Origin of the sequence: Achromobacter sp. 77, from assembly GCF_020541125.1 — a bacterium.
GTDB lineage: Bacteria > Pseudomonadota > Gammaproteobacteria > Burkholderiales > Burkholderiaceae_B > Achromobacter > Achromobacter mucicolens.
In genome coordinates, this window is sequence record NZ_CP059848.1 from 3,844,101 (window position 1) to 3,867,912 (window position 23,812).

Below are 23,812 nucleotides of genomic sequence, written 5' to 3' on the forward strand. Positions count from 1 at the left end.
CAGTTGCCCTCCAACCCATCGCCCACGCACCGCATGCGAAAATCTTCCGATTCTTCCACCGAGGCGGTCTTCGTGAAACACCTGCTTGTCAGCCTTGAACGGCTGCATGATTTCGACGAAGTCATCGATGTGCGCACGCCGCTTGAATACGCCGACGACCACATTCCTGGCGCCTGCAACGCACCGGTGCTCAACAACGAAGAACGCGCGCTGATCGGCACGATGTACAAGCAGGTCTCGCCGTTCGAAGCGTCCCGCGCAGGCGCGGCGCTCGTCGCGCGCAACATCGCCCGCCATCTGGAGACCACCTTTGCGGACCGCCCGCAAGGGTGGCGCCCGCTGGTGTATTGCTGGCGCGGTGGCAAGCGTTCGGGATCGATGACGCTGATGTTCAACATGATCGGCTGGCGCGCCCGGCAACTGGACGGCGGCTACAAGACCTACCGGCGCGCCACGCTGGACGACCTGCAGACGCTGCCGCAACCACTGCGCTTCGTCGTGCTGACCGGCCCCACCGGCAGCGGCAAGACGCGGCTATTGCACGCCTTGCGCGAAGCAGGCGCGCAGACCTTGGATCTGGAAGCGCTTGCCTCGCACCGCGGCTCGCTGCTGGGCGCATGGCCGCACGCTGAGCAGCCCACGCAAAAGCGCTTCGACACGCTGCTTGCGGTGCGACTGCGCGAACTCGATGCCAGCCAGCCGGTGTTCATCGAAGCCGAAAGCCGCAAGATCGGCGCGGTGGAAATTCCCGCATCGCTGCTGCGTGCCATGCATCACGGCCAATGCATTGACGTACGCGCCAGCCGCGAAGACCGCGCGCGCTTTCTCCAACAGGATTACGCGCAGCTCTTTGAGACGCCGGATTGGCTCAAGGCGCAGTTGCAGCGCATGGTCGGGCTGCACAGCCGGGACACCATCAAGGGCTGGATGACATTGGTGGACGAAGGCCGCCGCGAAGACCTCGCGCGCGAACTCATCGACCGCCATTACGACCCGGCATACGCGCGCAGCTCGCAGTCGCATTTCGTGAATCTGCCACGCGCCGAGCGGCTGGATTTCCGCCCGAATGACGCCGATGTGGTCGAGCAGGCGCAAACGCTGATCGACAGGCTGGGGTGAATCGCGGCACGCCTTTCGTTAAGCCGGGACAACTGCGGCCATCCGTGGACCGCACAAAACAAAAAACCCGCAGAGCAATAAGCTATGCGGGTCTTGAGGCAACCTTGTGTCACTGGTGCAAGTGTCTTTGGCGGAGACGGTGGGATTCGAACCCACGATGCAGTTTTTAGCCACATACTCCCTTAGCAGGGGAGCCCCTTCAGCCTCTCGGGCACGTCTCCGAAAAGAGAACGAGATTCTAGCACGATTTTTTTGGCTCTCGCCCGCGTTTCGGGCATTCACGCAAAAAAATCGTGCCGGACCTGATTCGTCAGACCTTGGTGGCGGGCGCCTGGTCCAGACCGAAGGCCTTGTGCAGCGCGCGCACGCCCAGTTCCATGTACTTGTCGTCGATGATGACCGAGGTCTTGATTTCGCTCGTGCTGATCATCTGGATGTTGATGCCCTCTTGCGAGAGCGTCTGGAACATCAGGCTGGCAACGCCGACGTGCGAGCGCATGCCGATGCCGACGATGGAGACCTTGGCGACCTTTTCGTCGGTGGACAGTTCACGCGCGCCCACGGCGGGGATGACTTCGCGCTTGAGCAAGTCCACGGCACGCGCAAATTCATTGCGGTTCACGGTGAACGAGAAGTCGGTCGTGCCGGCCACGGACTGGTTCTGCACGATCATGTCGACGTCGATGTTGGCGGCGGCGACGGGGCCCAGGATGGAGAATGCGATGCCGGGTTTGTCGGGAACGCCCAGCAGGGTGATTTTGGCTTCGTCGCGGCTGAAGGCGATGCCGGAGACAACGGCGGCTTCCATTTTTTCGTCTTCCTCAAAAGTAATCAGCGTGCCCGAGACCATTTCTTCCTCGAGCGGGATAAGGGGGTCGGTCAACGAGGACAGGACCCGGACCGGAACACGATACTTGCCGGCGAATTCGACCGAGCGGATCTGCAGGACCTTGGAGCCCAGCGAAGCCATTTCCAGCATTTCCTCGAAGGAAACGACGGCCATGCGGCGCGCTTCAGGCACCACGCGCGGATCGGTCGTGTAGACGCCGTCCACGTCGGTGTAGATCAGGCATTCGTCGGCCTTGATGGCAGCCGCCACGGCCACGGCCGAGGTGTCGGAGCCGCCGCGGCCCAGCGTGGTGATGTGGCCGTCGGGGTCGATGCCCTGAAAGCCCGTCACGATGACCACGCGGCCGGCGTCCAGGTCGGCGCGCACGCGGGCGTCGTCGATGGACGTGATGCGGGCTTTCGTGAACGACGAATCGGTGCGCACGGGCACTTGCCAACCGGCATAGCTGCGCGCGGGCACGCCTTCGGCCTGCAACGCAATGGCCAGAAGGCCACTGCTGGCTTGCTCGCCGGTGGCGGCGATCATGTCGAGCTCGCGGCCGTCGGGCTGGGGCGAAATCTCGCGCGCGAGACCCAGCAGACGATTCGTCTCGCCCGCCATGGCGGACGGGACAACAACAACTTGGTGGCCGGCGGCGTGCCACTTTGCGACGCGACGCGCCACGTTTCTGATGCGCTCGACCGAGCCCATCGAAGTACCGCCATATTTGTGAACGATCAGGGACATCTCGTACTCTGGCTGGACACCCGCCGCAAGTGTTGACGGGCAAAACCATATATTCTAGCGCGACGGTAAAAATTTGCGCAGATTGCGCAAATTTATGTCCATTCCGCGCGCAAAATCGCTGGCAGGCACGTTGAAACCGGCGATACCGCATCGCCGCGCCCCGATTACGAATCCGAACCGTCCCGGGGCTCGACCCACACGCGGCCGCGATGGCACCGGACCACATGGCCGGCCTGCTCCACCCGCAACTGGCGGTCGTGGCCCAGGCTGTGCAGCCCCCGCAACTGCCGCAACAGATCGGCCATGCGCGCATCGGTCGGCATGCGGGCGCCGTTGCGCGCCAGCCAATGGCGCAGCACGTGCGCCTGCCGGGCGGGCGACAGACCGCGCCATGCCTGTAGCGAAAAGCTCACGCCATCAGGGCTGGGGTCCAGCCGCGCAAAATCCTCGGCCGCGACTTCGTCCAGGATCTCGGCCGCCTCTGCCATGTGCCGCGCATGGCGCGCGACGATGGCGCGCCAGCCGGGCCAGCGCGCATCCAGCACGGGCGCCAGCAATTCGCGCAGCGCGGCGCGGGTGTAGCGCGGATCGGCGTTGGTGGGGTCCTGCACGGCGCGCCAGCCGATGGCGGCTTCGAGGTCGTTCGCCGCGCCCAGGATCTCGCTGCGATCCCGCTCCAGCCAAGGCCGTAAATAAGTCACGCCATCGCGCTGCGCCACCGGCGCCATGGCGGCCATGCCGGCCAGTCCGGTGCCCCGCAGCAAGCGCAGCAGCACGGTTTCGGCCTGGTCGTTGCGATGGTGGGCAAGGAGGATGTGGTGGACCTCGTGCTGGCGCGCCAACCCGGCCAGCGCGGCATAGCGCGCGTCGCGTGCGGCGGCTTCGATACCATTGCCGGCGGCCGGCTCTACCTGCACGCGCGCTTCATATAGCGGCAGCGCAAGCCGTGCAGCCAGGTCCTGACCATGCCGCGCCCAGGCGTCCGCCTGCGCCTGCAGGCCGTGATGCACATGGAATAGCAGCACCTCGATGCCAAGCGCCGGCGCAACCGCGGCTGCATGCACGGCCAGCATGGCCGAGTCCGCCCCGCCGCTGAAGGCGACGGCGATGCGGCGCGGACGCTCGGGCAATGCCGTGAGCGCCTGACGCAACGCCGCGGCAAGCGCGGCGCAAAGAGGCAAGGAGAAGCTGCCGCCCGCGTCGGCCCGAGGGGAGATGCCGGGCGGCGGGACGTCGGTCATGGCAGAGGGCGCGGGGGCCGCGGCGCCGGCACTGGGGGCCGGCGCCCTGCCCGCTTTACGCGCGCACTTCCTGGAAGGCGCCGTACGAGAGCACGCGCTGCACGCGCTGCTCGACGAGCTGTTCGGGCGTCAGGCCCTGAAGCTGGCGCAGGGCGTCGCCAAGCGCGCGGCGCAAGAGGCGCGCCATGACGCGGGGGTCGCGGTGGGCGCCGCCCACGGGTTCGTTGACGACGCGATCCACCAGGCCCAGGTCCTTGAGGCGCGGTGCGATGATGGCCAGCGCATCGGCGGCCTCGGGGGCCTTGTCGGCGCTGCGCCAGAGGATCGAGGCGCAGCCTTCGGGCGAAATCACGGCATAGGTGGCGTATTGCAGCATCAGCACGGCATTGCCCACGGCAATGGCCAGCGCGCCGCCCGAACCGCCTTCACCGATGATCGTGCAGATCACCGGAACCTTGAGTTCAGCCATGGCGTACAGGTTGTGGCCGATGGCTTCGGACTGCCCGCGCTCTTCGGCGCCGATGCCGGGGTAGGCGCCGGGGGTGTCCACGAACGTGAAGACGGGAATGCCGAATTTTTCGGCCAGGCGCATCAGGCGCAGAGCCTTGCGATAGCCCTCGGGACGCGGCATGCCGAAGTTGCGCGCGGCGCGCTCTTTGGTGTCGCGGCCCTTCTGGTGGCCGATGACCATGCAAGGCGTGCCGTTAAAGCGCGCCAGGCCGCCCACGATGGACTGGTCGTCGGCATACATGCGATCGCCATGCAGTTCATGGAAGTCGGTGAACATTTCGCGCACGTAGTCCAGCGTGTAGGGACGCTGGGGGTGGCGCGCGACCAGCGCCGTCTGCCAGGGCGTGAGCTTGGCGTAGATCTCCTTGGCGAGCGTCTGGCTCTTCTGCTGCAGACGTCCGATTTCATCGGAGATGTCTACCGCCGAATCGGCCTGCACATAGCGCAGCTGCTCGATCTTGTTCTCAAGCTCGGCGAGCGGCTGTTCAAATTCCAGAAATGTATTGCGCATGTAGTGTGGTTCCGTAGATGGGCTGCCTGGTTTGCGTCAGTATTGGACCGGCGTCGGTTCCAGACTGCGCCACAGATACCAGGTTGCCACGGTACGCCAGGGTTGCCACGCCAACGAGACTTCGCGAGCCTCGAAGCGAGAGACAGGCTCGCCGCTGAAATAGTGTAGCGAGATTGCCTTGAGCAACCCAGGATCATCCAGCGGCAGGACATCAGGCCGCTGTAGATTGAAAATCAAAAACATCTCCGCCGTCCAGCGTCCGATGCCGCGGATGGCGACCAGTTCAGAAATGACGGCCTCGTCGTCCATGGCCGCCCATTTCTCGGGGTGGACCCGGCGTTCGCCGAAATGCACGGCCAGGTCGAGCACGTATTCGGCCTTGCGTTGGGACAGTCCGGCCTTGCGCAGGCCGTCCACGCCCACGCGCAGCACGGCGACGGGCGTGGGGCGCTTGCCCACGGCGTCGATGAACTTGGTCCAGACGGCATCGGCCGCCTTGGGGGAAATCTGCTGCCCGACGATCGCCCGCGCCAGCGTGATGAAGGGCGTGCCCCGCGAGGTCAGCCAGACCTCGGGGTGCTGGGGGATGATCTTTTTCAGGATGCGGTCGCGGCGCATCAAGTGCGCGACGGCGGCTTCCCAATATTCAGGCTTGGGAATGTCGAGATCTGCGGTGGACATGGCCGGCGTATCCTGCTTGGTCACGCGCGGCGCCATTGCGTGAGGCCACCCGGTTTGTCGTCCAGCTCGATGCCGGCATCGCGCAGTTCGGCGCGGATGCGGTCGGCCTCGGCAAAGTTGCGGGCTACCTTGGCGGCCGCGCGCGCGTCGATCAGGGCCTGGATGGCGTCGGCGTCGAGCGTGCTGCGCGCGCCCTGCTCCATGGCGGCCGCCGAGTAGCGGGTGGCGGATTGGAAGTAGGCGGCCGGGGCTTGCTGCAGCAGCCCCAGCAGCGAGGCAAGCGCCTTCATCTGCCCGGCGCTGCGCGCGCTCTTGGTACGGTTGGCCTCGGAGGCCAGTTCGAATAGCGCAGCCACGGCGCCCGAGCTGTTGAAGTCGTCGTCCATGGCCGCCTTGAAGGCTTGCGCCTGCGGCTCGTTCCAGTCGATGCCCTGGTCGTCGGCCGGCACGTTCTGCAAGGCCTGGTACAGGCGATCCAGCGCGTTCTGCGCGTCGACGAGGTTATCCGGCGTGTAGTTCTGCGGGCTGCGGTAGTGGTTGCGCACGATGAAAAAGCGCACCATTTCGGCTTCGCGCGGGTTCACCGCGTAATCAGACTGGTCGGCTGCCGGATCGCTTTGGGCAATGGTCTGGCGGATGGTCCGGAAGTTGCCGAGCGACTTGGACATCTTGTCCGAATCGACCATGAGCGGGCCGCAATGCATCCAGATGTTGGCCAGCGTGCCGCCGAACGCGCCTTCGGTCTGCGCGATCTCGTTTTCATGGTGCGGGAATTTCAGGTCCGGACCGCCGCCGTGGATATCCAGGGGCAGGCCCAGCAGCGACTTGCTCATGGCCGAGCACTCGATGTGCCAGCCCGGGCGGCCCAGGCCGTAGGGCGATTCCCACTTGGTGTCGGCAGGTTCTTCGGCCTTGGCGGACTTCCAGAGAACAAAATCCAGGGGATCGCGCTTGCCGGAACCGACAGCCACGCGCTCGCCGGCGCGCAGGTCATCCAGCGTCTTGCCGGACAACTTGCCGTAGCCGGCAAACCCGCGCACGGCGTAGTTCACATCGCCGTCTTCGGCTTGATAGGCCAGGCCGTTTTGTTCGAGCTTGCCGATGATGTCGAGCATCTCGCCCACGTATTGCGTGGCGCGCGGCTCGCGGTCGGGGGATTCGACGCCCAGCGCGCGCTCGTCGGCGTGCATGGCGTCGATATAGAACTCGGTGACTTCGCCAATGCGGCGGCCGGTCTCGACCGCGCGGCGGATGATCTTGTCGTCGATGTCCGTGATGTTGCGCACGTAGTCGACAGCCAGACCGCTGGCGCGCAGCCAGCGCTGCACGACGTCGAACGACACCAGCATGCGGGCGTGGCCCAGATGGCAGAAGTCGTAGACGGTCATGCCACACACGTACATGCGCACCTGGCCGGCCTGGGCCGGTTTGAACGGTTCTTTGGTACGCGATAACGTGTTGTAGATTTGCAGCATGGCGCGATAGGCTTCGATTAGTGTTCCGTGGCGGTTCGGAAAATTGCAATCGGCGGAAGATCCGCCGACGCGTGCCGCCCCATTTACAGTGCCGACCCGTTTGCAGGGGGCTTCCCTTTTTCAGGGTCGTCCCATTGCACTTTGTTCAGGGTCGTCCCGTTGCACTTTGGCAGGCGGGTTCGCGTAAAAAGAATGACTTCGCGACCTGCTTTCCCTTCCTGCCCTGAACGCGATGGTCGAGCCAAAACCCAACCGGGGCTAAAATGGTGGTCGTCAAGTATAGCAAGCGGCCCGGTCGAGCGCGTAAGCGCCGGCCGGCCAAGACTTTTAACGGAACCCACACGTGACTATCAAGCCGCGTTTTTGCGTTGCCCTGCTCGCCCTGGCCCTGGCCAGCTCGCCCGCGGGCGTCGCCATCGCCCAGTCGATGAGCGGTGGCGCGGGCGAAAACCCCAACGCCACTCGCACCACCCTGGACCCCATCCCGCCCGAAGGCGGCTGGGACGCCCTGGCCAAGCTGCTGGAGGCCGCCAAGCCCAGCGTGGATACGCGCCTGACCCCGTCCGCCTCCCAGATCACGACGCACATCGAGCTTCTCTTGAACCGCGGCGATAACGAGAAGGCGCTGGCGATGATCGAAAAGCGCGAGGCCGAGATCAAGGACCAGCGCGGCACCGATGTCCAGCTCATGTTCCAGCATGCGCGCGCCCTGGCGGCGCTCAAGCGCACGAACGAAGCCATCGACATCTACAACGACATGACGACGCGGTTCCCCGAATTGCCGGAACCCTGGAACAACCTGGCGGCTCTATATGCAAGCCGCGGTGAACTCGACCGGGCGCAGGATGCCTTGCAGATGGCCCTGCGCGCCGACCCGAACTACGCGGCAGCCCGCGCCAACCTGGGCGACCTGCAGTTGCTGCAGGCCCTGCGCACCTACAAGGAAGCCGCCGGCGACGGCGTGCCCGGCATGCGCGAAAAGGTCCGCGAAGTTGAAACAATGTTGAAGGATAAACAAGGCAAATGATGTCCCGTTACTCCCCTCTACACCTGCTGCGCCTGACGGCGTGCTCGTTCGCGCTGGCTGCATTCGCACCGGCGCTGGTCAGCGCCGCCCCGGCAGCCTCTTCTTCCCCCTCCACCTCCGAAGGCACCAAAACCATGAGCACCAATCCCCGCGTCAAGCTTCAAACGAACCAAGGCGACATGGTCATCACCCTGGACGCCGCCAAGGCGCCCAAGTCCGTCGAAAACTTCCTGACCTACGTCAAGGAAGGCTTCTACAACGGCACGGTGTTCCATCGCGTGATCGACGGCTTCATGATCCAGGGCGGCGGCTTCGAGCCCGGCATGAAGCAAAAGCAAACCCACGCCCCGATCGAAAACGAGGCCAACAACGGCCTGAAGAACGACAAGTACACCCTGGCCATGGCCCGCACCAGCGACCCGCACTCGGCCACCGCCCAGTTCTTCATCAACGTGTCCAACAACGACTTCCTGAACTTCACGTCGCCCACGCCGAACGGCTGGGGCTATGCCGTGTTCGGCGCCGTCACCGAAGGCCAGGACGTGGTCGACAAGATCAAGGGCGTGAAGACCGGCAACAAGGGCTTCCACCAGAACGTACCGAACGAAGACGTCATCATCGAGAAGGCCGAAGTTCTTGAATAAGATCACGCTGCCCGGCCCGGTCTGGCTGGCATCGGACCTGCACCTGGGGCCGGCCACGCCGGCCACCTCGGAGGCTTTCCTGGCCTTTCTGCAGGTTGCGCAAGAAGAGGCGGCAGCCCTGCTGCTGCCCGGCGACATCTTCGACGCCTGGATCGGCGACGACGTGATCCGCGCCGCCCCGCCGTGGCTTGCCACGGTGCTGGCGGCGTTGAAGACCACGGCAGCCCGCATCCCGGTCTGGCTGGGACGCGGCAACCGCGATTTCCTGATCGGCGACGAACTGGCAAAGGCCGTGGGCGCGCAACTGCTGCCCGAGCCGGCGCTGCTGGAAACCGATTTCGGCTCGATCCTGCTGACGCACGGCGACGAATTCTGTACGGACGACGCCGCCTATCAGCAGTTCCGCCAGATGGTCCGCAATCCGCAATGGCAGGCCGAATTTTTGGCCAAGACCATCCCCGAGCGGCTGGCCATGGCGCAGCAGGCGCGCGGCGAAAGCCAGGCGGCCAACCAGACGAAGTCCATGGAGATCATGGACGTCAACGCGGGCGCCATCGAATCGATCTTCCGCGAATCGGGCGTGCGCGTGCTGGTGCATGGCCACACGCATCGCCCCGCGCGCCACGTGCTGGAGGTCGACGGCGAAAAACGCGAACGCTGGGTGCTGCCCGACTGGGACTGCGACCACGTGTCGCCCCCGCGCGGCGGCTGGCTGGTCATCGACCGAGACGGATTGCAGTTCTACGATCTGGAAACAGAAGCGTAGCCGCTGCCGTACCGCGCAAGTCAATCACAAGGGCCGCTTGAAAAAGCGGCCCTTGTGTTTTCTGCGCCCCGCCGTGGCGGGAAGGCATCAGCGTGTGAAGATCCAGGCGGCCACGACGCCACCGAAGATGATCCGGTACCACGCAAAGACACGGTACGTGTGGTTGGCCACGAAGCGCAGCACGGCGCGCACCACCACCATGGCGCTCAGGAATGCGGCGACGAAGCCCACGGCGATGCCGGACAGGTCATGCTGGGTCAGCAGGCCGAAGTTCTTGTACATGTCGTAGGCCGCCGCGCCCAGCATGGTCGGCATGGCCAGGAAGAACGAGAACTCGGTGGCCGTCTTGCGCTGGATGCCCGCGATCATGCCGCCGATGATGGTGGCGCCCGAGCGCGAGGTGCCGGGAATCATGGCGAAGCACTGGGCCACGCCCACGCCCAGCGCCTGCTTCCAGGTGATCTGCTCCAGCGTGTGGGCCGATGCGCGTTCGTCGGACGCGGTGTCGTCCGCTGCGCCCGGCGCGTCGCCTGGCGTGTGGCGCGTGCGGCGTTCGACGTACAGCATGATCAGCCCGCCCAGCACCAGCGTCACCACCACCACTGCCGGGTGGTAGAACACCGATTTGATGGTCTTGATGAAGATCGCGCCGATCACCGCAGCGGGCAGGAAGGCCAGGATCAGGTTGCGGGTGAAGGCCACCTCGCTGGGCACGCCGGTCAGCGTGCCGCGAATGAGCTGGAGCAGTCGGGCCCGGAAGACCCACATCACGGCAAGGATGGATCCCAGCTGGATGACCACCTCGAACACCTTGCCGTCGCCCGAATCGAAATTCAGCCAGTCGCCGACCAGGATGAGGTGGCCCGTGCTGGACACGGGAATGAATTCCGTCAGGCCTTCAAGGATGCCCAGGATGAATGCTTTGATCAGATAGAGCGTGTTCTCGGTCACGGGCTGGGGTCTCTTTCTGTTAGTCGTTGGCTAGGGAGGATTCGTCAGGGAAATGCTCTTGCGGGCGCTTTTCGACGCGCACGAGCGCGATGCGGCGGCCGTCCATTTCCAGGACTTCGAAACGGAAATGCTGGTGGTGAATCTGGTATTCGCAGACGTCGCCCGGCTTGGGCAGATGTCCGAAGCGCGAGAGCAGATAGCCCGCAAGCGTGGAGAAGTCCTGGGCGTCGTCGACCAGGCCTTCGGTTTCCAGCACCTGTTCGACGTGGTGCAGGTCGGCCGCCCCATCGATCTTCCAGGTGTTTTCGCCATCCGCCACGATGTCGGGCAGTTCGTCCTCGTCGGGGAATTCGCCGGCAATGGCCTCGAAGACGTCGATGGGCGTCACCAGGCCTTCGATGGCGCCGAATTCGTCGGCCACCAGCACGAGCTGGCCGCGCGAGCGCTTGAGGGTGTCCATGAGACGCAGGATGCCGATCGACTCGTGCACGATGATGGGATCGCGCAGGCGGTTGCGGCGCACTCTGCCCTCGGTGATCAGGTCGGCGATCAGGTCCTTGGCGCGGCCGATGCCCAGCACTTCGTCGAACGAGCCGCGGCACACCGGGAAAAAGCTGTGGGGCGCCTCGGTGAGCTGGCGGCGGATGTTCTCGGGATCGTCGTCGATGTTGATCCAGGACACGTCGGTGCGCGGCGTCATGATGGACCGGATGGAGCGCTCGGCCAGGGTCAGTACCCCGCTGACCATGTTGCGTTCCTCGACCCCGAACGCCTGGACGGACGGGCCGTCGGCGTGCGGCAGATCGGGTTCGTCGCTGGCGGGCGGCCGCTTGCCCAGCATGCGCAGCACGGCCGACGCCGTGCGTTCGCGCATCGGACGACGCGCATCCAGCTTGAGCAGATTGCGGCGGGCGACCTGGTTCAGCGCCTCGATGGCGACCGAAAAGCCGATGGCCGCGTACAAATACCCCTTGGGCACCTTGAAGCCGAAGGCTTCGGCCAGGAGCGAAAAGCCGATCATCAGCAAAAAGCCCAGGCACAGCACCACCACCGTGGGGTGGGCGTTGACAAAGCGCGTCAGCGGCTTGGACGCGATCAGCATGATGCCGATGGCGATGATGACCGCGATCATCATGATGGCCAGGTGATCCACCATGCCGACGGCGGTAATGACCGAGTCCAGCGAGAACACCGCATCCAGCACCACGATCTGCGTGACGATCACCCAGAAGCTGGCATAGACGCGCGGGCCGGAAGCGCCAGCGTGCCCGCTGCCTTCCAGGCGCTCGTGCAGTTCCATGGTGCCTTTGAACAACAGGAACAGGCCGCCCACCATCAGGATCAGGTCGCGCCCCGAGGGCGACAGGGGACCAATATTGAACAGCGGGGTGGTCAGGGTGACCAGCCAGGACATGACGGACAGCAGGCCCAGGCGCATGATCAGCGCGAGGCTCAGGCCCATGATGCGTGCGCGATCGCGCTGCGCGGGCGGCAGCTTGTCCGCCAGGATGGCGATGAAAATCAGGTTATCAATGCCCAGGACGATCTCTAGGACGACCAGGGTAAGCAAGCCGACCCACGCAGCGGGGTCCAGCAGCCACTCCATCAGGAGCTCCAGAAGTTACACGACCGGTAATCGTACATGGAAAATCCGTGACATGCCGGTGACGTATCCCCTCCGTAAGCCTGATGGACAGAGGCTTTGGCCCGAAAGGACTAAGGCTTGCAAGCGCCTGAACGGAGCGGGTAAGCAGGCCTGCGCGACCGGCGCGGCGGCGCTGCCCCCCCGAGGGGGCGTTTTTCATTTTGGGGCGGCCCGGCAATGAAAAAGCCGGCCCCCCGGCCGGCTCTTGCTTGTCTCAACAGACCCGTCGGCGTATCAGCCGCCGACTTTCAGCGTGCCCTTCATCATGGCCCAGTGGCCGGGGAAGGAGCAGAAGAATGCGAAGTTTTCGCCCGCGGCGAGCTTGGAGACATCGATCTTGACGGAGTCGGATTCGCCGCCGCCGATGACCTTGGTGTGGGCGATGACGCGGGTGTCGCCCGCCTTGACGTAATCCTGTGCGAGGCCGGCGCCCATGCCGTCGGTGGCGACGCCCTGCTTGTCGGCTTCCTTGGTGAGCACCCAGTTGTGGCCCATGGCGACCTTGGCCATCTTGCCGACGTGCTTGAGGGTGACCGTGAATTCCTTGCAGCTCTTGTCGACGACGATTTCCTTGACGTTGAACTGCATGGCGTCGTTGCTTTCGACGGTGGCTTCACATTGCGCGGCCAGCACGGGCAGGCTGGTGGCGGAAAGAAGGATGGCGAGGGTGGCTTTTGCCAGCATGAAATTCTCCGATGACACAGCGGTCGATGCACGTACGCCAGCCATATGCAGACGCCGTTGCCGCCGCGGACCAGTGTAGGACCGCCTTCCCATCGATCGCTTGACATCCATCAAGCCCTACCCCGCATACCCCCCAAAACTAAGGAACTTCCCCTACATTTCGTAGGGCTATTAAGCATTCAAAAGGCCAAATTGACAAACCGCAATCCGCCGCCGGGTGCATGTTCGTAGGATGCCTGTAAGCAAACACGACGAATAGAGTTCAGCATGCGCGGCAGTACCGAAGTTCACCACCGGGTCGCACGATACGTTCAAGCCGCGTTAATTGCATTTTGGCTTTCCTGTCTGTTCCTGGCGCCAGCGGCGCAGGCGCAACGCCTGCCTGACTTCCTGGCCGCCACGCCCATCACCGATATCTTTCCCGGCGCCGACCGCACCGGGCCCGTCGAAGGCAAGCCCGCCGTCGCCCGCGTCTATGCGGGCGGCAAACAACTGGGTCTGGTCTATCTCACCACCGACGTGGTCAACACCCGCGGATACTCCAGCAAGCCGATCGACGTGCTGGTGGGACTTTCGGACAACGGCCGCATCATGGGCGCAAAGCTCGTCGAGCACCACGAGCCCATCGTGCTGATCGGCATTCCCCAGTCCAAGGTCGACCACTTCATCCAGGGCTACGTCGGCCTGAACTTCGTCGAGTCCCCGCCCCGCCACGGCGCGCCGCCGCCCGTGGACATCGTCAGCGGCGCCACCGTCACACTGATGGTGATCGGCGACACGATCACCCGATCGGCCATCGCGGTGGCGCGCGCGCACGGCATCGACAAGTCCGGCGCGGCGCGCCCGGCGGCGCAACCGGCCGCCACGCGCGTCCTGGACGAGGACAAGGACACGGTGCAGAGCTGGCAGGAACTGCTCGACGCGGGCGCCGTGAAGAACCTGCGCCTGACGCCCGACGACGTCAATCAGGCGTTCCTGCGATCCGGCCGCAAAGACGCCGCCGAACACGGCGAAGGCGGCCCCGACGACACCTTCATCGATCTGTATGCGGCGCTGGTCAGCGCGCCGTCCATCGGCCGCAGCCTGCTGGGCGACATCGGCTGGCAGCGCCTGAAAGAGCGCTTGAAGCCCGGCCAGCAGGCCGTGCTGGTGGCGGGCAACGGCCTGTATTCCTTCAAGGGATCGGGCTACGTGCGCGGCGGCATCTTCGACCGCATCGAGGTCATCCAGGACGAAAGCGCCTTCCGCTTTCGCGACCGCAACCACCAGCGTCTGGCCGACGTCAACGCCAAGGGCGCGCCGGCGCTGCGCGAAGTCGCCCTCTTTGTGGTGCCTGAAGACGCGTCCCTCGACCCGGTCAAGCCGTGGCGCCTGCAACTGATGGTGCAGCGCGTGCTCAGCGTGTCGGACAAGGCATTTGTCACGTTCGATCTGCCCTACGAACTGCCCCAGGCCTACACCCGCTCCGTCGCGCCCCCGGCCGCCTCCGCGCCCAGCCCGGCGCAAGCTTCGCCCGCGACCGCGCCCGAGGCCGATTCCGCGCCCGCGCTGTGGAAGCAGATCTGGCAGGGCAAGGCCGGCCAGATCGCCATCCTGACCGTCGCCCTGACGGTGCTCGTCGGCATTTTCTTCTTCCAGGACCAGCTCACGTCGCGCCCGCTGCTGCATGACCGCCTGCGCCTGGCGTTCCTTGCCTTCGCACTGTTCTGGATCGGCTGGTACGGCCAGGCGCAGCTGTCTATCGTGAACGTGCTGACGTTCTTCTCTGCCCTGCGCACCGATTTCCGCTGGGAATACTTCCTGATGGACCCGCTGGTGTTCATCCTGTGGTGCGCCACCGCCATTTCCATGGTGTTCTGGAACCGCGGCGCGTTCTGCGGCTGGCTGTGCCCGTTCGGCGCGCTGCAGGAACTGACCAACCGCATCGCGCGGCGGCTGGGCGTGCGTCAGCTGAAGATCCGCCACGGTGTGGCGCAGCGGCTGTCCACGTTCAAGTACGTGATCTTCCTGCTGCTTTTCGGCTTCTCGCTGTATGACCTGGCGGTCGCCGAGCAGCTCGCCGAAGTCGAGCCCTTCAAGACCGCGATCATCCTGCACTTCGTGCGTCACTGGCCCTTCGTGCTGTTCGCCGTGGCGCTGCTTGTGGCGGGCCTGTTCATCGAGCGCTTCTTCTGCCGCTACCTGTGCCCGCTGGGCGCCGCCCTGGCCATCCCCGCCCGGCTGCGCATCTTCAACTGGCTCAAGCGCTACCGCGACTGCGGCAACCCCTGTCAGCGCTGCAACATCGAATGCCCCGTCCAGGCCATCGACCCCTCCGGCGAAATCAACCCGAACGAGTGCATCCAGTGCCTGCATTGCCAGATGCTGTACCACCACAAGCAGAAGTGCCCTCACCTGATCCAGAAGCAGGCCAAGCGCGAACGGCGCCCGGCGCCGCCCCCGGAGCCGGCGGTGCACGAAGTCGTTCTGCACCGCATGCCCAGCCCCACCCCGGCGAATCGCCCCAACCCGGAATCGTGAAACACGATTTTCGTACCGCGGCGCACCGCGCCGCCACTACCTAGGAGTTATCCATGTCCGACAAGACCCCCGAAAAAGCCGGCCTTACCCGCCGCAGCTTCCTGGGCACCGCAGCCATCACCGGCGCGGCCGGCCTCGTTGCCGGGGCGCAGATGTCCACCGCGCACGGCAAGGACGCCAAGTCCGGCAACGGCGGCGTGCTCGGGCACGTCGCGCCGGGTGAACTGGACGAATACTACGCGTTCAACTCCAGCGGCCAGTCGGGCGAAGTCCGCGTGCTGGGCCTGCCGTCGATGCGCGAACTGGTGCGCATCCCCGTCTTCAATCAATGCAGCGCCACGGGCTGGGGCCGCACCAACGAAAGCCGCAAGATCCTGACCGACGGCCTCACGCCCGAAACCCGCGAGTTCCTGAAGGACAAGGGCGGCGTGTTCCCCAACGGCGACGCCCACCACCCCCACCTGTCGTTCACCGACCAGACCTACGACGGCCGCTACCTCTTCATCAACGACAAGGCCAACAACCGCGTCGCGCGCATCCGCCTTGACGTGATGAAGACCGACAAGATCACCGAGCTGCCCAACGTGTCGGGCGTGCACGGCCTGCGTCCGCAGCGCTATCCGCGCACCGGTTATGTGTTTGCCAACGGCGAGCACATCATTCCCCTGCCCAACGACGGCAAGGTGCTGGACGACCCGAAGAAGAACTTCTTCTCCGTCTACACGGCGCTGGACGGCGACACGATGAAGGTGGCGTGGCAGGTGCTGGTCGACGGCAACCTGGATAACGGCGATGCCGACTACCAGGGCAAGTACTCGTTTGCCACCTGCTACAACTCCGAGAAAGGCGTCACCGTCGAAGAGATGTCGGCCAACGAGCAGGACTGGGTCGTGGTCTTCAACATCAAGCGCATCGAGCAGGCCGTCAAGGACGGCGACTTCAAGACGATGGGCGGCGTGCCGGTAGTCGATGGCCGGCACGGTTCCAAGTACACGCGCTACATCCCGGTGCCCAACTCGCCCCACGGCTGCAACGCCGCGCCCGACGGCATCCACCTCATGCTGAACGGCAAGCTGTCGCCCACCGTGACGGTGATCGACGTGCGCAAGCTGGACGATCTGTTCGCCGACAAGATCAAGCCGCGCGACTGCGTCGTGGCCGAACCGCAGCTTGGCCTGGGCCCGCTGCACACCGCGTTCGACGGCCGCGGCAACGCCTACACCACGCTGTTCATCGACAGCCAGATGGTCAAGTGGAACATCGACAAGGCCAAGCGCGCCTACAAGGGCGAAAAGGTCGACCCGATCATCCAGAAGCTGGACGTGCACTACCAGCCCGGCCACAACCACTCGACCATGGGCGAAACCAAGGAAGCCGACGGCAAGTGGCTGGTGTCGCTGAACAAGTTCTCCAAGGACCGGTTCCTGAATGTGGGCCCGCTCAAGCCCGAGAACGACCAGCTCATCGACATTTCCGGCGACGAAATGAAGCTTGTGCATGACGGCCCCAGCTTTGCCGAGCCGCACGACATGTGCCTGGTGCACCGCTCCAAGATCAACCCGATCAGCGTCTGGAAGCGCGACGACCCCATGTGGGAAGACGCCCGCCAGATCGCCAAGAAGGACGGCGTGTCGCTGGAGGACGCCGCCAAGGTGGTGCGCGACGGCAACAAGGTGCGCGTGTACATGATGGCGGTCGCGCCCATGTTCAGCCTGAAGCAGTTCGAGGTCAACCAGGGCGACGAAGTCACGGTGTTCGTGACCAACATGGAAGTGATCGAAGACCTGACCCACGGCTTCACGCTGGAAGGCCACGGCATCGCAATGGAAATCGGACCCCAGGCCACGTCGTCCGTGACGTTCAAGGCAGACCGCCCGGGCATCTACTGGTACTACTGCCAGTGGTTCTGCCACGCGCTGCACATGGAAATGTCCGGCCAGATGATCGTGCACCCCAAGAAGTCCGCGTAACGATCCATGGCTGCCATCGCAACCTTGCGACTCGCGGCATGGGCCGCGGCCGGCTTCTTGCTGGCCGGCTTCTGCCCGGCCCTGCACGGGGCCGCCGCGGCCGCAACACTGGACGTGGCGGCGGGCGCGGACCTGGCGCAGGCGGTCGCCGCGGCGCAACCGGGCGACACGCTGCGTCTGGCGCCGGGGTCCTACGCGGGCGCCGTCGTCATCGACAAGCCGCTCACCCTTGAAGGACCGCAGGACCGATCCGCCATCATCGCCGGCACGCGCCAAGGACGCACGCTGTGGGTCAAGGCCGCGGACGTATCGCTGCGCAATCTGACCGTCACGCGCTCGGGGCTGGATCTGCCCGCCATGGACGCGGGCATTTTCCTGGACCGCACCGCACATCGCGCCGTGGTGGAACACAACGACATTCTGGACAACCTGTTCGGCGTGTATGTGTGGGGTCCGCAAGATGCGATGGTGCGGGGCAACCGCATCGTGGGCAACCAGGAGCTGCGCGTGGCCGAGCGCGGCAATGGGGTGTCCCTGTGGAACACGCCCGGCAGCGCGGTGGTGGACAACGACATTTCCGCCGGCCGCGACGGCATCTTCGTGAACACCAGCAAGCAGAACCGCTTCACCGGCAACCGCTTCCACGACCTGCGCTACGGCGTGCACTACATGTACACGAACGACAGCGAGATCAGCGGCAACGTGTCCACCGGCAACGACATCGGCTTTGCCATCATGTATTCGCACCGCCTGGTTGTCACCGGCAACGAGGCCGTGAACAACGTCGAGCAGGGCCTGATGATGAACTACGCCAACGACTCGGACATCTCGGGCAACACCGTCGATGGCGCGGCCAAGTGCGTGTTCATCTACAACGCCAACAAGAACCGCTTTGCGGACAACCATTTTTCCAACTGCGGCATCGGCATCCATTTCACCGCGGGCTCCGAAGGCAACCGCATCTCGGGCAACGCCTTCATCAACAACCGCAACCAGGTCAAGTACGTGGGCACGCGGGTGATGGAATGGTCGGACGGCGGCCGCGGCAACTACTGGAGCGACAACACCGCCTTTGACCTGGACGGCGACGGCATCGCCGACACGGCCTACCGCCCCAACGACGTGGTGGACCAGCTGCTGTGGCGCGCCCCGGCTGCGCGCATCCTGCTCAACAGCCCCGCCATCTCGGTGGTGCGCTGGGCGCAATCGCAGTTCCCCGCGATCCTGCCGGGCGGCGTGATCGACAGCGCTCCGCTGATGAAGCCCGCCAGGCCGCGCGGCGCAAAAACCGGCGCGAAACGCGCCGAGGACATCCAATGAGCAATCCACTGGTGACGCTTTCGGGCGTCAGCAAACACTATGGCGACCACCGGGCCATCAGCGTCCTGGACCTGGACCTGCGCGAAGGCGAATGCGTGGCGCTGGCCGGTCACAACGGCGCGGGCAAAAGCACGCTGATCAAGCTGATCCTGGGACTGATCCGCCCCACGCACGGGCGCGTCACGCTGTTTGGCCAGGACGCGCACAGCCCGGCTGCCGCGCGCCTGCGGGACCGGATCGGCTACCTGCCTGAAACCGTGGCGCTGCATCCCGCGATGACGGGCGCCGAAACCCTGGCGTTCTATGCGCGCTTGAAGCGCCAACCACTGAAGCGCAACGCGGAACTGCTTGAAAAGGTGGGCATTTCCGGCGCGGCGCACCGCCGCGTGGGCGGCTATTCCAAAGGCATGCGCCAACGGCTGGCGCTGGCGCAGGCGCTGCTGGGCGAACCGCGCATCCTGCTGTTCGACGAGCCCACCACCGGTCTGGACCCCGCGTCGCGGCTCAAGTTCTACGAGATCGTGCATGAATTGCGCGCCAGCGGCGCGACCATCCTGCTCAGCACGCACGCCTTGTCGGAACTGGCTGGCCATGCCGACCGCATCGTCGTCATGAAGGCGGGCGTGAAGATCGCCGACGGCGGCATGTCCGCGTTGCGCCGCGATACCGGCCTGCCGATCCGCATCAGCGTGACGCTTGGGCCGGACGATGCGGCCGCCCCGCCGCCCTCCTCGGCCTGGCGGCAGATCGAGGCCGGCCGCTATGAGCGGCTGTGCCACGAATCGGACAAAGTCGAGGCCATCCGCAGCATCGGCGCCATCCGGGCGCCCATCGGCGGCCTGGACATCCAGGTTCCCGGGCTGGACGACATCTACGCCCACCTGCTTGAACGGGAAGACGCATGAACGCCGTAAGCACAATCATCGGCAAGGAAATCCGCGACGGCCTGCGCAACCGCTGGGTCCTTGCCACCTCTGTCCTCCTGGCCGCGTTGGCGCTGGCGCTGGGCCTCTTGGGCAGCGCTCCCACTGGCGCAGTCAAGGTCGATCCCCTGACCGTGACGGTGGTCAGCCTGTCCAGTCTTTCCATCTTCCTGGTGCCGCTCATCGCCATGCTGCTGGCCTATGACGCGATCGTCGGCGAGGTCGACCGCGGCACCATGGCCCTGCTGCTCAGCTATCCGGTGTCGCGATGGCAGGTCATCATGGGCAAGTTCATCGGCCACCTGGCCATCCTGGCCATTGCCACCGGCGCGGGCTACGGGTCGGCGGGACTGGCGCTGCAATGGGTCTATGGCGGCATGGATGCCGGCGCGTGGCGGCCCTTTGCCATGCTGATCGGGGCCAGCGTGCTGCTGGGCGCGAGCTTTCTGGCGATGGGCTACCTCATCAGCACGCTGGTGCGAGAACGCGCGACGGCGGCGGGCATCGCGCTGGGCGTGTGGCTGTTCTTTGTCGTCATCTACGACATGGGCCTGCTGGGCGTGCTGGCGGCGGACCAAGGCCGTCACGTCACGCCGGGCATGCTGAATGCGCTGCTGCTGGCCAACCCGTCCGACGTGTACCGCCTGCTGAACCTGACGGGCTTCGAGAACATCTCCATGTACGCGGGCATGGCGGGCGTCAGCGACCAGGCCCAGATGCCCGTGCCGCTGCTGGTGGCGGCGCAATTGCTGTGGATCGCGGTGCCGTTCCTTCTGGCCGCCTTCTGCTTCCGGAGGAAACAGCTATGACGCTGCAACGTTGGGCCGCAATAACGGCCTTCTCGGCCATCATGCTGGCGCTGTCTGCCTGCGGCGGCGACGAACCCGCCGCGCCGCCGCCCGCGCCCCAGGCGGTGACCGCCGACGCCGTCGGCCACTACTGCGGGATGATGCTCAAGGACCACGCCGGGCCGAAGGGTCAGATATTCGTGAAGGGCCGCGCGGCGCCCGTGTGGTTCTCTTCGATCAAACAGGTCTTTGCCTACACCCGGCTGCCCGAGGAACCCAAGGGGCTTGCCGCCCTCTACGTCAACGACATGGCGGCCGCGGGGCCCGATGGCGCGGCCGACCCGAAAGCCTGGGTGGACGCCCGCGAGGCGTTCTATGTCATCGGTTCCAGCTTCCTTGGCGGCATGGGCGCCGAAGACGCCATGCCGTTTTCGGATCAAGCCCGGGCGATTGCCTTCGCCCAGGCCCACGGCGGCCGCGTCGTGCGCTTTGCCGACGTGCCCGAGGACTACGTGTTTGCCCAATAGCGATCGGCCGCCGCCCTGCCTCGAAGCCTCCCTGCCCCTCGCGCCCTTTCAGTAGATAACGCCATGAACCGTCCCACCCGCCGCCGCTTCCTCGGTATCGTCGCCGCGTCATCCGCGCTGGCCCTCGCCCCCAGCTTATGGCGCCGCGCGCAAGCGGCCATCGCACCCACGCGCTGGCAAGGCGTGGCGCTGGGCGCCGATGCGGAACTGCGGCTGTACCATCCCGACCGCCAGGCGGCCGAACGGCTGATCGAACAGGCGCTGCAAGAACTTCGGCGGCTGGAAGGCGTATTCAGCCTGTACCGCGACGACAGTGCGCTGTCGGTCCTGAACCGCCAGGGGTATCTGGCCGATCCGCCATCCGATCTTGTCCGGCTGCTGAGCGAAAGCCGGCACTACGCCGAACTGACCGGCGGCCTCTTCGATCCCTCCGTGCAGCCGTTGTGGCGTGTGTACGCCGATCACTTCGCGCAGCCGGGGGCATCGGCGGCCGGGCCGGCGCAGGCCGACATCGCGGCGGCCCTGCAGCGCGTGTCTTACCAAGGCATTGAGGTCGACCCGCAACGCATCCGCCTGCAACCAGGCATGGCGCTTACGCTGAACGGCATCGCCCAGGGCTACATCACGGACCGCGTGACGGACCTGCTTCGCCATGCCGGGCTGGAGCGCGCGCTGGTCGATATGGGCGAAATCCGCGGGCTGGATGAATCGGCCGGCGCAGCGGGCTGGCGCGTCGGGCTGGCCGACCCGCTGTCCCCGGAACAGATCCTGACGCAGGTGCAGATCAGCAATCAGGCGCTTGCCACGTCCGGCGGCTACGGCACGCCGTTCGACGCCGAGGGGCGGTATTCGCATCTCTTCGATCCGCACAGCGGCCAGGCGCGGCCGCTGTACCGCAGCGTGTCGGTCATGGCGTCCACGGCAACCGCGGCCGATGCGTTGTCGACCGCGTTCTCGAACATGCCGCTGGACCGCACCGCGCAGCTGGTGCGCCGCCTGGGTGTGCAAGCGTGGATGGTGCTGCCCGACGGGCAATTGATTACGCAGAACGGCGACGCCTGATCCACCCGTCTGATAAAAGAAAACCGGCCACGAGGGCCGGTTTTTCATTGCGCCGCGCCGATCAGGCGGCAGACGGCGGGTTCAGCGTGGCAAGCATCTGCGTGAAGATCTTGGGGCTGGCGGCCAGCACGTTGCCGCTGTCCATCCAGCCTTGTTCGCCGTCGAAATCGGCGACCAGGCCGCCGGCTTCCAGGACCATCAGGCTGCCCGCGGCCAGATCCCAGGGCTTGAGCCCCACGCCGCAGAACCCGTCCAGGCGGCCGGTGGCCACGTAGGCCAGATCCAGCACGGTGGAACCCAGGCGGCGCACGCCGGTGGCGCCCTCGGCCATCTGGCGGAAACGCTGCGAGCCCTGTTCGGGGTCGCCCGCGTTGGGCCAGTGCGCGCCCAAGAGCGCATCGTGGTAACGAGTACGACCCGAGACGCGCACGCGGCGATCGTTCAGGAACGTGCCGCTGCCGCGGCTGGCCGTGAAGAGTTCGTTGCGCGACGGATCATAGATGACCGCCTGCGTGACTTGGCCGCGCTGCGTCAGCGCGATCGACACGGCGTAGTTGGGCAGGCCGTGGATGAAGTTCGTGGTGCCGTCCAGCGGATCGATGATCCATTGGAATTCCGCCTGGTCAGGACCCTGCAGTCCGAACTCCTCGCCCAGAACGGCGTGGTCCGGATAGGCCGCGTGCAGCGTTTCGACGATGGACTCTTCGGCGGCCCGATCGACTTCCGTGACATAATCGCGCGGACCCTTGCGAGCCACGCTGAGTCGTTCCAAATCCATGCTGGCACGGTTGATAATGGTGCCGGCACGCCGGGCCGCCTTGATGGCGATGTTGAGCATCGGGTGCATAAAATTCCGTACGTATGCGATGAGTTGGCTTGATGATAGGCCGCTTGCCGCCCCCCGCCGCGCCGTCGCCCCCACGGGGAAATCGACCCAAAAAACCAGGAAGGCACGAAGCCAAACGTGCCATTTTAAATGACTCAAGCATTTTCACGTGTTCGCTTCGTAATGGTGAACCCCAGCCACCCCGGAAACGTCGGTTCCGCGGCCCGCGCAATCAAGACGATGGGCTTCTCGGAACTGGTCCTGGTGGACCCCAAATTCCCGGATGTAACAAGTCAGCCGGAGGCCGTGGCGCTGGCCAGCGGCGCGCTGGACGTGCTTGAAAACGCCCGCATCTATCCGACGCTGGAAGAAGCCCTGGCGCCCGTCACGCTGGCGTTTGCGCTGACTGCCCGGGTCCGGGACCTGGGCCCTCCGCCTTGCGACATCCGGCAGGCGGCCGACCTGGCCTGCGCGCATCTGGCGGACACGGCCGAGGGCGTGGCCGCCGTGGTGCTGGGCACCGAGCGCGCCGGCCTGACGAACGCGCAGATCGCGCTGTGCCACCGTATCTGCCATATCCCGGCCAATCCCGAGTACAGCTCGCTGAACGTTGCCCAGGCGCTGCAATTGGCCGCCTGGGAGCTGCGTTACGCCCTGCTGGTGGACCAGGGGGCCGAGCTGCTGCCCCGTTCCACCGCCCAGGAGCCCGCGCGCGGCGCGGCCCCGGCCTCCAGCGAGGCGGTCCAGGCCTTTCTTGCCCACTGGGAAGAAGCGCTGGTCGGCGTGCAATTCCTGGACCCCGCCCATCCCAAGAAGCTGATGCCGCGCATGCGCCATCTGTATTCGCGCCTGTCGCTCACCCGCGACGAGGTGGACATGATGCGTGGCGTCTGCACGGCGATGCTGAACGCGGTCAAGAAAAAATAGCCGCCCAGACCGGCAGGCCGGCAACGGCACTGCCGAATGCACGAATAAAAAAGGGACGGGCATTTGCCCGTCCCTTCTTGTTTGGCCCGTCCGCCGGCAGATCGCCGGCGGTCATGCCG

22 protein-coding genes and 1 tRNA gene are annotated in these 23,812 nt (G+C 65.5%); 12 read left to right on the forward strand and 11 right to left on the reverse strand.

Translation table 11 applies throughout. From position 1 onward, the window contains the following. Positions 1–72 precede the first annotated feature (72 nt). Complete coding sequence (gene mnmH, locus H4P35_RS17710) at positions 73–1,119, forward strand: tRNA 2-selenouridine(34) synthase MnmH (RefSeq protein ID WP_226846385.1); 1,047 nt, start codon at positions 73–75, stop codon at positions 1,117–1,119. 128 nt (positions 1,120–1,247) lie between these two features. Here mnmH and H4P35_RS17715 read toward each other — a convergent pair. The 6 genes from H4P35_RS17715 to cysS form a co-directional block, all read right to left on the reverse strand. Then, positions 1,248–1,340 (reverse strand) — tRNA-Ser (locus H4P35_RS17715). Positions 1,341–1,429: 89 nt separating this feature from the next. Then, the gene (locus H4P35_RS17720) at positions 1,430–2,695 is read right to left on the reverse strand and encodes an aspartate kinase (protein WP_056323526.1); all 1,266 of its coding nucleotides are present in this window, start codon (positions 2,693–2,695) and stop codon (positions 1,430–1,432) included. Positions 2,696–2,859: 164 nt separating this feature from the next. After that, positions 2,860–3,846, reverse strand: coding sequence for a tRNA lysidine(34) synthetase TilS (gene tilS / locus H4P35_RS17725; protein ID WP_370638984.1), 987 nt, complete (start codon positions 3,844–3,846; stop codon positions 2,860–2,862). Between the two features lie 145 nt (positions 3,847–3,991). Next, positions 3,992–4,957 carry an acetyl-CoA carboxylase carboxyltransferase subunit alpha gene (locus H4P35_RS17730; protein WP_056323524.1) on the reverse strand — a complete coding sequence of 322 codons (966 nt, stop codon included), beginning with the start codon at positions 4,955–4,957 and terminating at the stop codon, positions 3,992–3,994. 36 nt (positions 4,958–4,993) lie between these two features. Then, on the reverse strand, positions 4,994–5,638 hold the full coding sequence (locus H4P35_RS17735) for a DNA-3-methyladenine glycosylase (RefSeq protein WP_226846387.1): 645 nt from the start codon (positions 5,636–5,638) through the stop codon (positions 4,994–4,996). 20 nt (positions 5,639–5,658) lie between these two features. Then, positions 5,659–7,113 (reverse strand): cysteine--tRNA ligase, encoded by a 1,455-nt coding sequence (gene cysS / locus H4P35_RS17740; protein ID WP_226846388.1) that lies wholly within the window; start codon positions 7,111–7,113, stop codon positions 5,659–5,661. Between the two features lie 343 nt (positions 7,114–7,456). On the opposite strand from cysS, the gene H4P35_RS17745 reads away from it, so the two are divergent. The 3 genes from H4P35_RS17745 to H4P35_RS17755 all read left to right on the forward strand — a co-directional run bounded on the left by H4P35_RS17745 (position 7,457) and on the right by H4P35_RS17755 (position 9,550). Beyond that, a complete protein-coding gene (locus tag H4P35_RS17745; RefSeq protein ID WP_142054351.1) occupies positions 7,457–8,140 on the forward strand; it encodes a tetratricopeptide repeat protein in 684 nt (227 codons plus the stop codon). A gap of 134 nt (positions 8,141–8,274) precedes the next feature. Continuing rightward, positions 8,275–8,784, forward strand: coding sequence for a peptidylprolyl isomerase (locus H4P35_RS17750; RefSeq protein WP_056324586.1), 510 nt, complete (start codon positions 8,275–8,277; stop codon positions 8,782–8,784). Continuing rightward, positions 8,777–9,550, forward strand: a complete 774-nt coding sequence (locus tag H4P35_RS17755; protein WP_226846389.1) for a UDP-2,3-diacylglucosamine diphosphatase — start codon at positions 8,777–8,779, stop codon at positions 9,548–9,550. The genes H4P35_RS17750 and H4P35_RS17755 overlap by 8 nt, the downstream gene beginning before the upstream one ends. An 87-nt stretch (positions 9,551–9,637) precedes the next feature. Here the strand turns inward: H4P35_RS17755 and H4P35_RS17760 are convergent, their stop codons facing one another. The 3 genes from H4P35_RS17760 to azu form a co-directional block, all read right to left on the reverse strand. Beyond that, on the reverse strand, positions 9,638–10,501 hold the full coding sequence (locus H4P35_RS17760) for an undecaprenyl-diphosphate phosphatase (RefSeq protein WP_056323512.1): 864 nt from the start codon (positions 10,499–10,501) through the stop codon (positions 9,638–9,640). Between the two features lie 19 nt (positions 10,502–10,520). Then, the gene (locus H4P35_RS17765) at positions 10,521–12,107 is read right to left on the reverse strand and encodes a TerC family protein (protein WP_062839210.1); all 1,587 of its coding nucleotides are present in this window, start codon (positions 12,105–12,107) and stop codon (positions 10,521–10,523) included. A 273-nt stretch (positions 12,108–12,380) separates the two neighbouring features. Continuing rightward, a complete protein-coding gene (gene azu / locus H4P35_RS17770) occupies positions 12,381–12,830 on the reverse strand; it encodes an azurin (protein ID WP_226846390.1) in 450 nt (149 codons plus the stop codon). A 267-nt stretch (positions 12,831–13,097) separates the two neighbouring features. Here azu and H4P35_RS17775 point away from each other — a divergent pair, with 267 nt between their 5' ends. The 7 genes from H4P35_RS17775 (at position 13,098) to H4P35_RS17805 (ending at position 21,940) form a co-directional block, all read left to right on the forward strand. Beyond that, positions 13,098–15,350 (forward strand): NosR/NirI family protein, encoded by a 2,253-nt coding sequence (locus tag H4P35_RS17775; RefSeq protein ID WP_226846391.1) that lies wholly within the window; start codon positions 13,098–13,100, stop codon positions 15,348–15,350. Positions 15,351–15,403: 53 nt separating this feature from the next. Continuing rightward, positions 15,404–17,320 carry a TAT-dependent nitrous-oxide reductase gene (gene nosZ / locus H4P35_RS17780; RefSeq protein ID WP_056323503.1) on the forward strand — a complete coding sequence of 639 codons (1,917 nt, stop codon included), beginning with the start codon at positions 15,404–15,406 and terminating at the stop codon, positions 17,318–17,320. 6 nt (positions 17,321–17,326) lie between these two features. Beyond that, a complete protein-coding gene (locus tag H4P35_RS17785) occupies positions 17,327–18,640 on the forward strand; it encodes a nitrous oxide reductase family maturation protein NosD (protein ID WP_226846392.1) in 1,314 nt (437 codons plus the stop codon). Beyond that, positions 18,637–19,545 carry an ABC transporter ATP-binding protein gene (locus tag H4P35_RS17790; RefSeq protein ID WP_226846393.1) on the forward strand — a complete coding sequence of 303 codons (909 nt, stop codon included), beginning with the start codon at positions 18,637–18,639 and terminating at the stop codon, positions 19,543–19,545. Before H4P35_RS17785 ends, H4P35_RS17790 begins: the two co-directional genes overlap by 4 nt. Beyond that, on the forward strand, positions 19,542–20,372 hold the full coding sequence (locus H4P35_RS17795; protein ID WP_056323496.1) for an ABC transporter permease: 831 nt from the start codon (positions 19,542–19,544) through the stop codon (positions 20,370–20,372). Before H4P35_RS17790 ends, H4P35_RS17795 begins: the two co-directional genes overlap by 4 nt. Further along, the gene (locus H4P35_RS17800; protein WP_226846394.1) at positions 20,369–20,878 is read left to right on the forward strand and encodes a nitrous oxide reductase accessory protein NosL; all 510 of its coding nucleotides are present in this window, start codon (positions 20,369–20,371) and stop codon (positions 20,876–20,878) included. The genes H4P35_RS17795 and H4P35_RS17800 overlap by 4 nt, the downstream gene beginning before the upstream one ends. Before the next feature lie 63 nt (positions 20,879–20,941). After that, complete coding sequence (locus tag H4P35_RS17805) at positions 20,942–21,940, forward strand: FAD:protein FMN transferase (protein ID WP_226846395.1); 999 nt, start codon at positions 20,942–20,944, stop codon at positions 21,938–21,940. 61 nt (positions 21,941–22,001) lie between these two features. Here the strand turns inward: H4P35_RS17805 and H4P35_RS17810 are convergent, their stop codons facing one another. Then, complete coding sequence (locus tag H4P35_RS17810) at positions 22,002–22,787, reverse strand: inositol monophosphatase family protein (RefSeq protein WP_056323489.1); 786 nt, start codon at positions 22,785–22,787, stop codon at positions 22,002–22,004. A gap of 129 nt (positions 22,788–22,916) precedes the next feature. Here H4P35_RS17810 and H4P35_RS17815 point away from each other — a divergent pair, with 129 nt between their 5' ends. Continuing rightward, positions 22,917–23,693: an RNA methyltransferase gene (locus H4P35_RS17815; protein WP_155721790.1), complete on the forward strand. Its 777-nt coding sequence runs from the start codon at positions 22,917–22,919 to the stop codon at positions 23,691–23,693. Here H4P35_RS17815 and H4P35_RS27170 read toward each other — a convergent pair. Further along, positions 23,680–23,808 carry a hypothetical protein gene (locus H4P35_RS27170; protein ID WP_255616055.1) on the reverse strand — a complete coding sequence of 43 codons (129 nt, stop codon included), beginning with the start codon at positions 23,806–23,808 and terminating at the stop codon, positions 23,680–23,682. The two genes, H4P35_RS17815 and H4P35_RS27170, sit on opposite strands and share 14 nt — an antisense overlap. Positions 23,809–23,812: the final 4 nt, after the last annotated feature.

Coding starts and splice junctions, on each gene's coding strand:
- H4P35_RS17720 (WP_056323526.1), bottom strand. CDS start 2,695: ATGTCCCTGATCGTTCACAAATATGGCGGTACTTCGATGGGCTCGGTC.
- H4P35_RS17730 (WP_056323524.1), bottom strand. CDS start 4,957: ATGCGCAATACATTTCTGGAATTTGAACAGCCGCTCGCCGAGCTTGAG.
- H4P35_RS17735 (WP_226846387.1), bottom strand. CDS start 5,638: ATGTCCACCGCAGATCTCGACATTCCCAAGCCTGAATATTGGGAAGCC.
- cysS (WP_226846388.1), bottom strand. CDS start 7,113: ATGCTGCAAATCTACAACACGTTATCGCGTACCAAAGAACCGTTCAAA.
- H4P35_RS17750 (WP_056324586.1), top strand. CDS start 8,275: ATGAGCACCAATCCCCGCGTCAAGCTTCAAACGAACCAAGGCGACATG.
- H4P35_RS17765 (WP_062839210.1), bottom strand. CDS start 12,107: ATGGAGTGGCTGCTGGACCCCGCTGCGTGGGTCGGCTTGCTTACCCTG.
- azu (WP_226846390.1), bottom strand. CDS start 12,830: ATGCTGGCAAAAGCCACCCTCGCCATCCTTCTTTCCGCCACCAGCCTG.
- H4P35_RS17775 (WP_226846391.1), top strand. CDS start 13,098: ATGCGCGGCAGTACCGAAGTTCACCACCGGGTCGCACGATACGTTCAA.
- nosZ (WP_056323503.1), top strand. CDS start 15,404: ATGTCCGACAAGACCCCCGAAAAAGCCGGCCTTACCCGCCGCAGCTTC.
- H4P35_RS17785 (WP_226846392.1), top strand. CDS start 17,327: ATGGCTGCCATCGCAACCTTGCGACTCGCGGCATGGGCCGCGGCCGGC.
- H4P35_RS17790 (WP_226846393.1), top strand. CDS start 18,637: ATGAGCAATCCACTGGTGACGCTTTCGGGCGTCAGCAAACACTATGGC.
- H4P35_RS17795 (WP_056323496.1), top strand. CDS start 19,542: ATGAACGCCGTAAGCACAATCATCGGCAAGGAAATCCGCGACGGCCTG.
- H4P35_RS17800 (WP_226846394.1), top strand. CDS start 20,369: ATGACGCTGCAACGTTGGGCCGCAATAACGGCCTTCTCGGCCATCATG.
- H4P35_RS17805 (WP_226846395.1), top strand. CDS start 20,942: ATGAACCGTCCCACCCGCCGCCGCTTCCTCGGTATCGTCGCCGCGTCA.
- H4P35_RS17810 (WP_056323489.1), bottom strand. CDS start 22,787: ATGCACCCGATGCTCAACATCGCCATCAAGGCGGCCCGGCGTGCCGGC.
- H4P35_RS17815 (WP_155721790.1), top strand. CDS start 22,917: ATGACTCAAGCATTTTCACGTGTTCGCTTCGTAATGGTGAACCCCAGC.
- H4P35_RS27170 (WP_255616055.1), bottom strand. CDS start 23,808: ATGACCGCCGGCGATCTGCCGGCGGACGGGCCAAACAAGAAGGGACGG.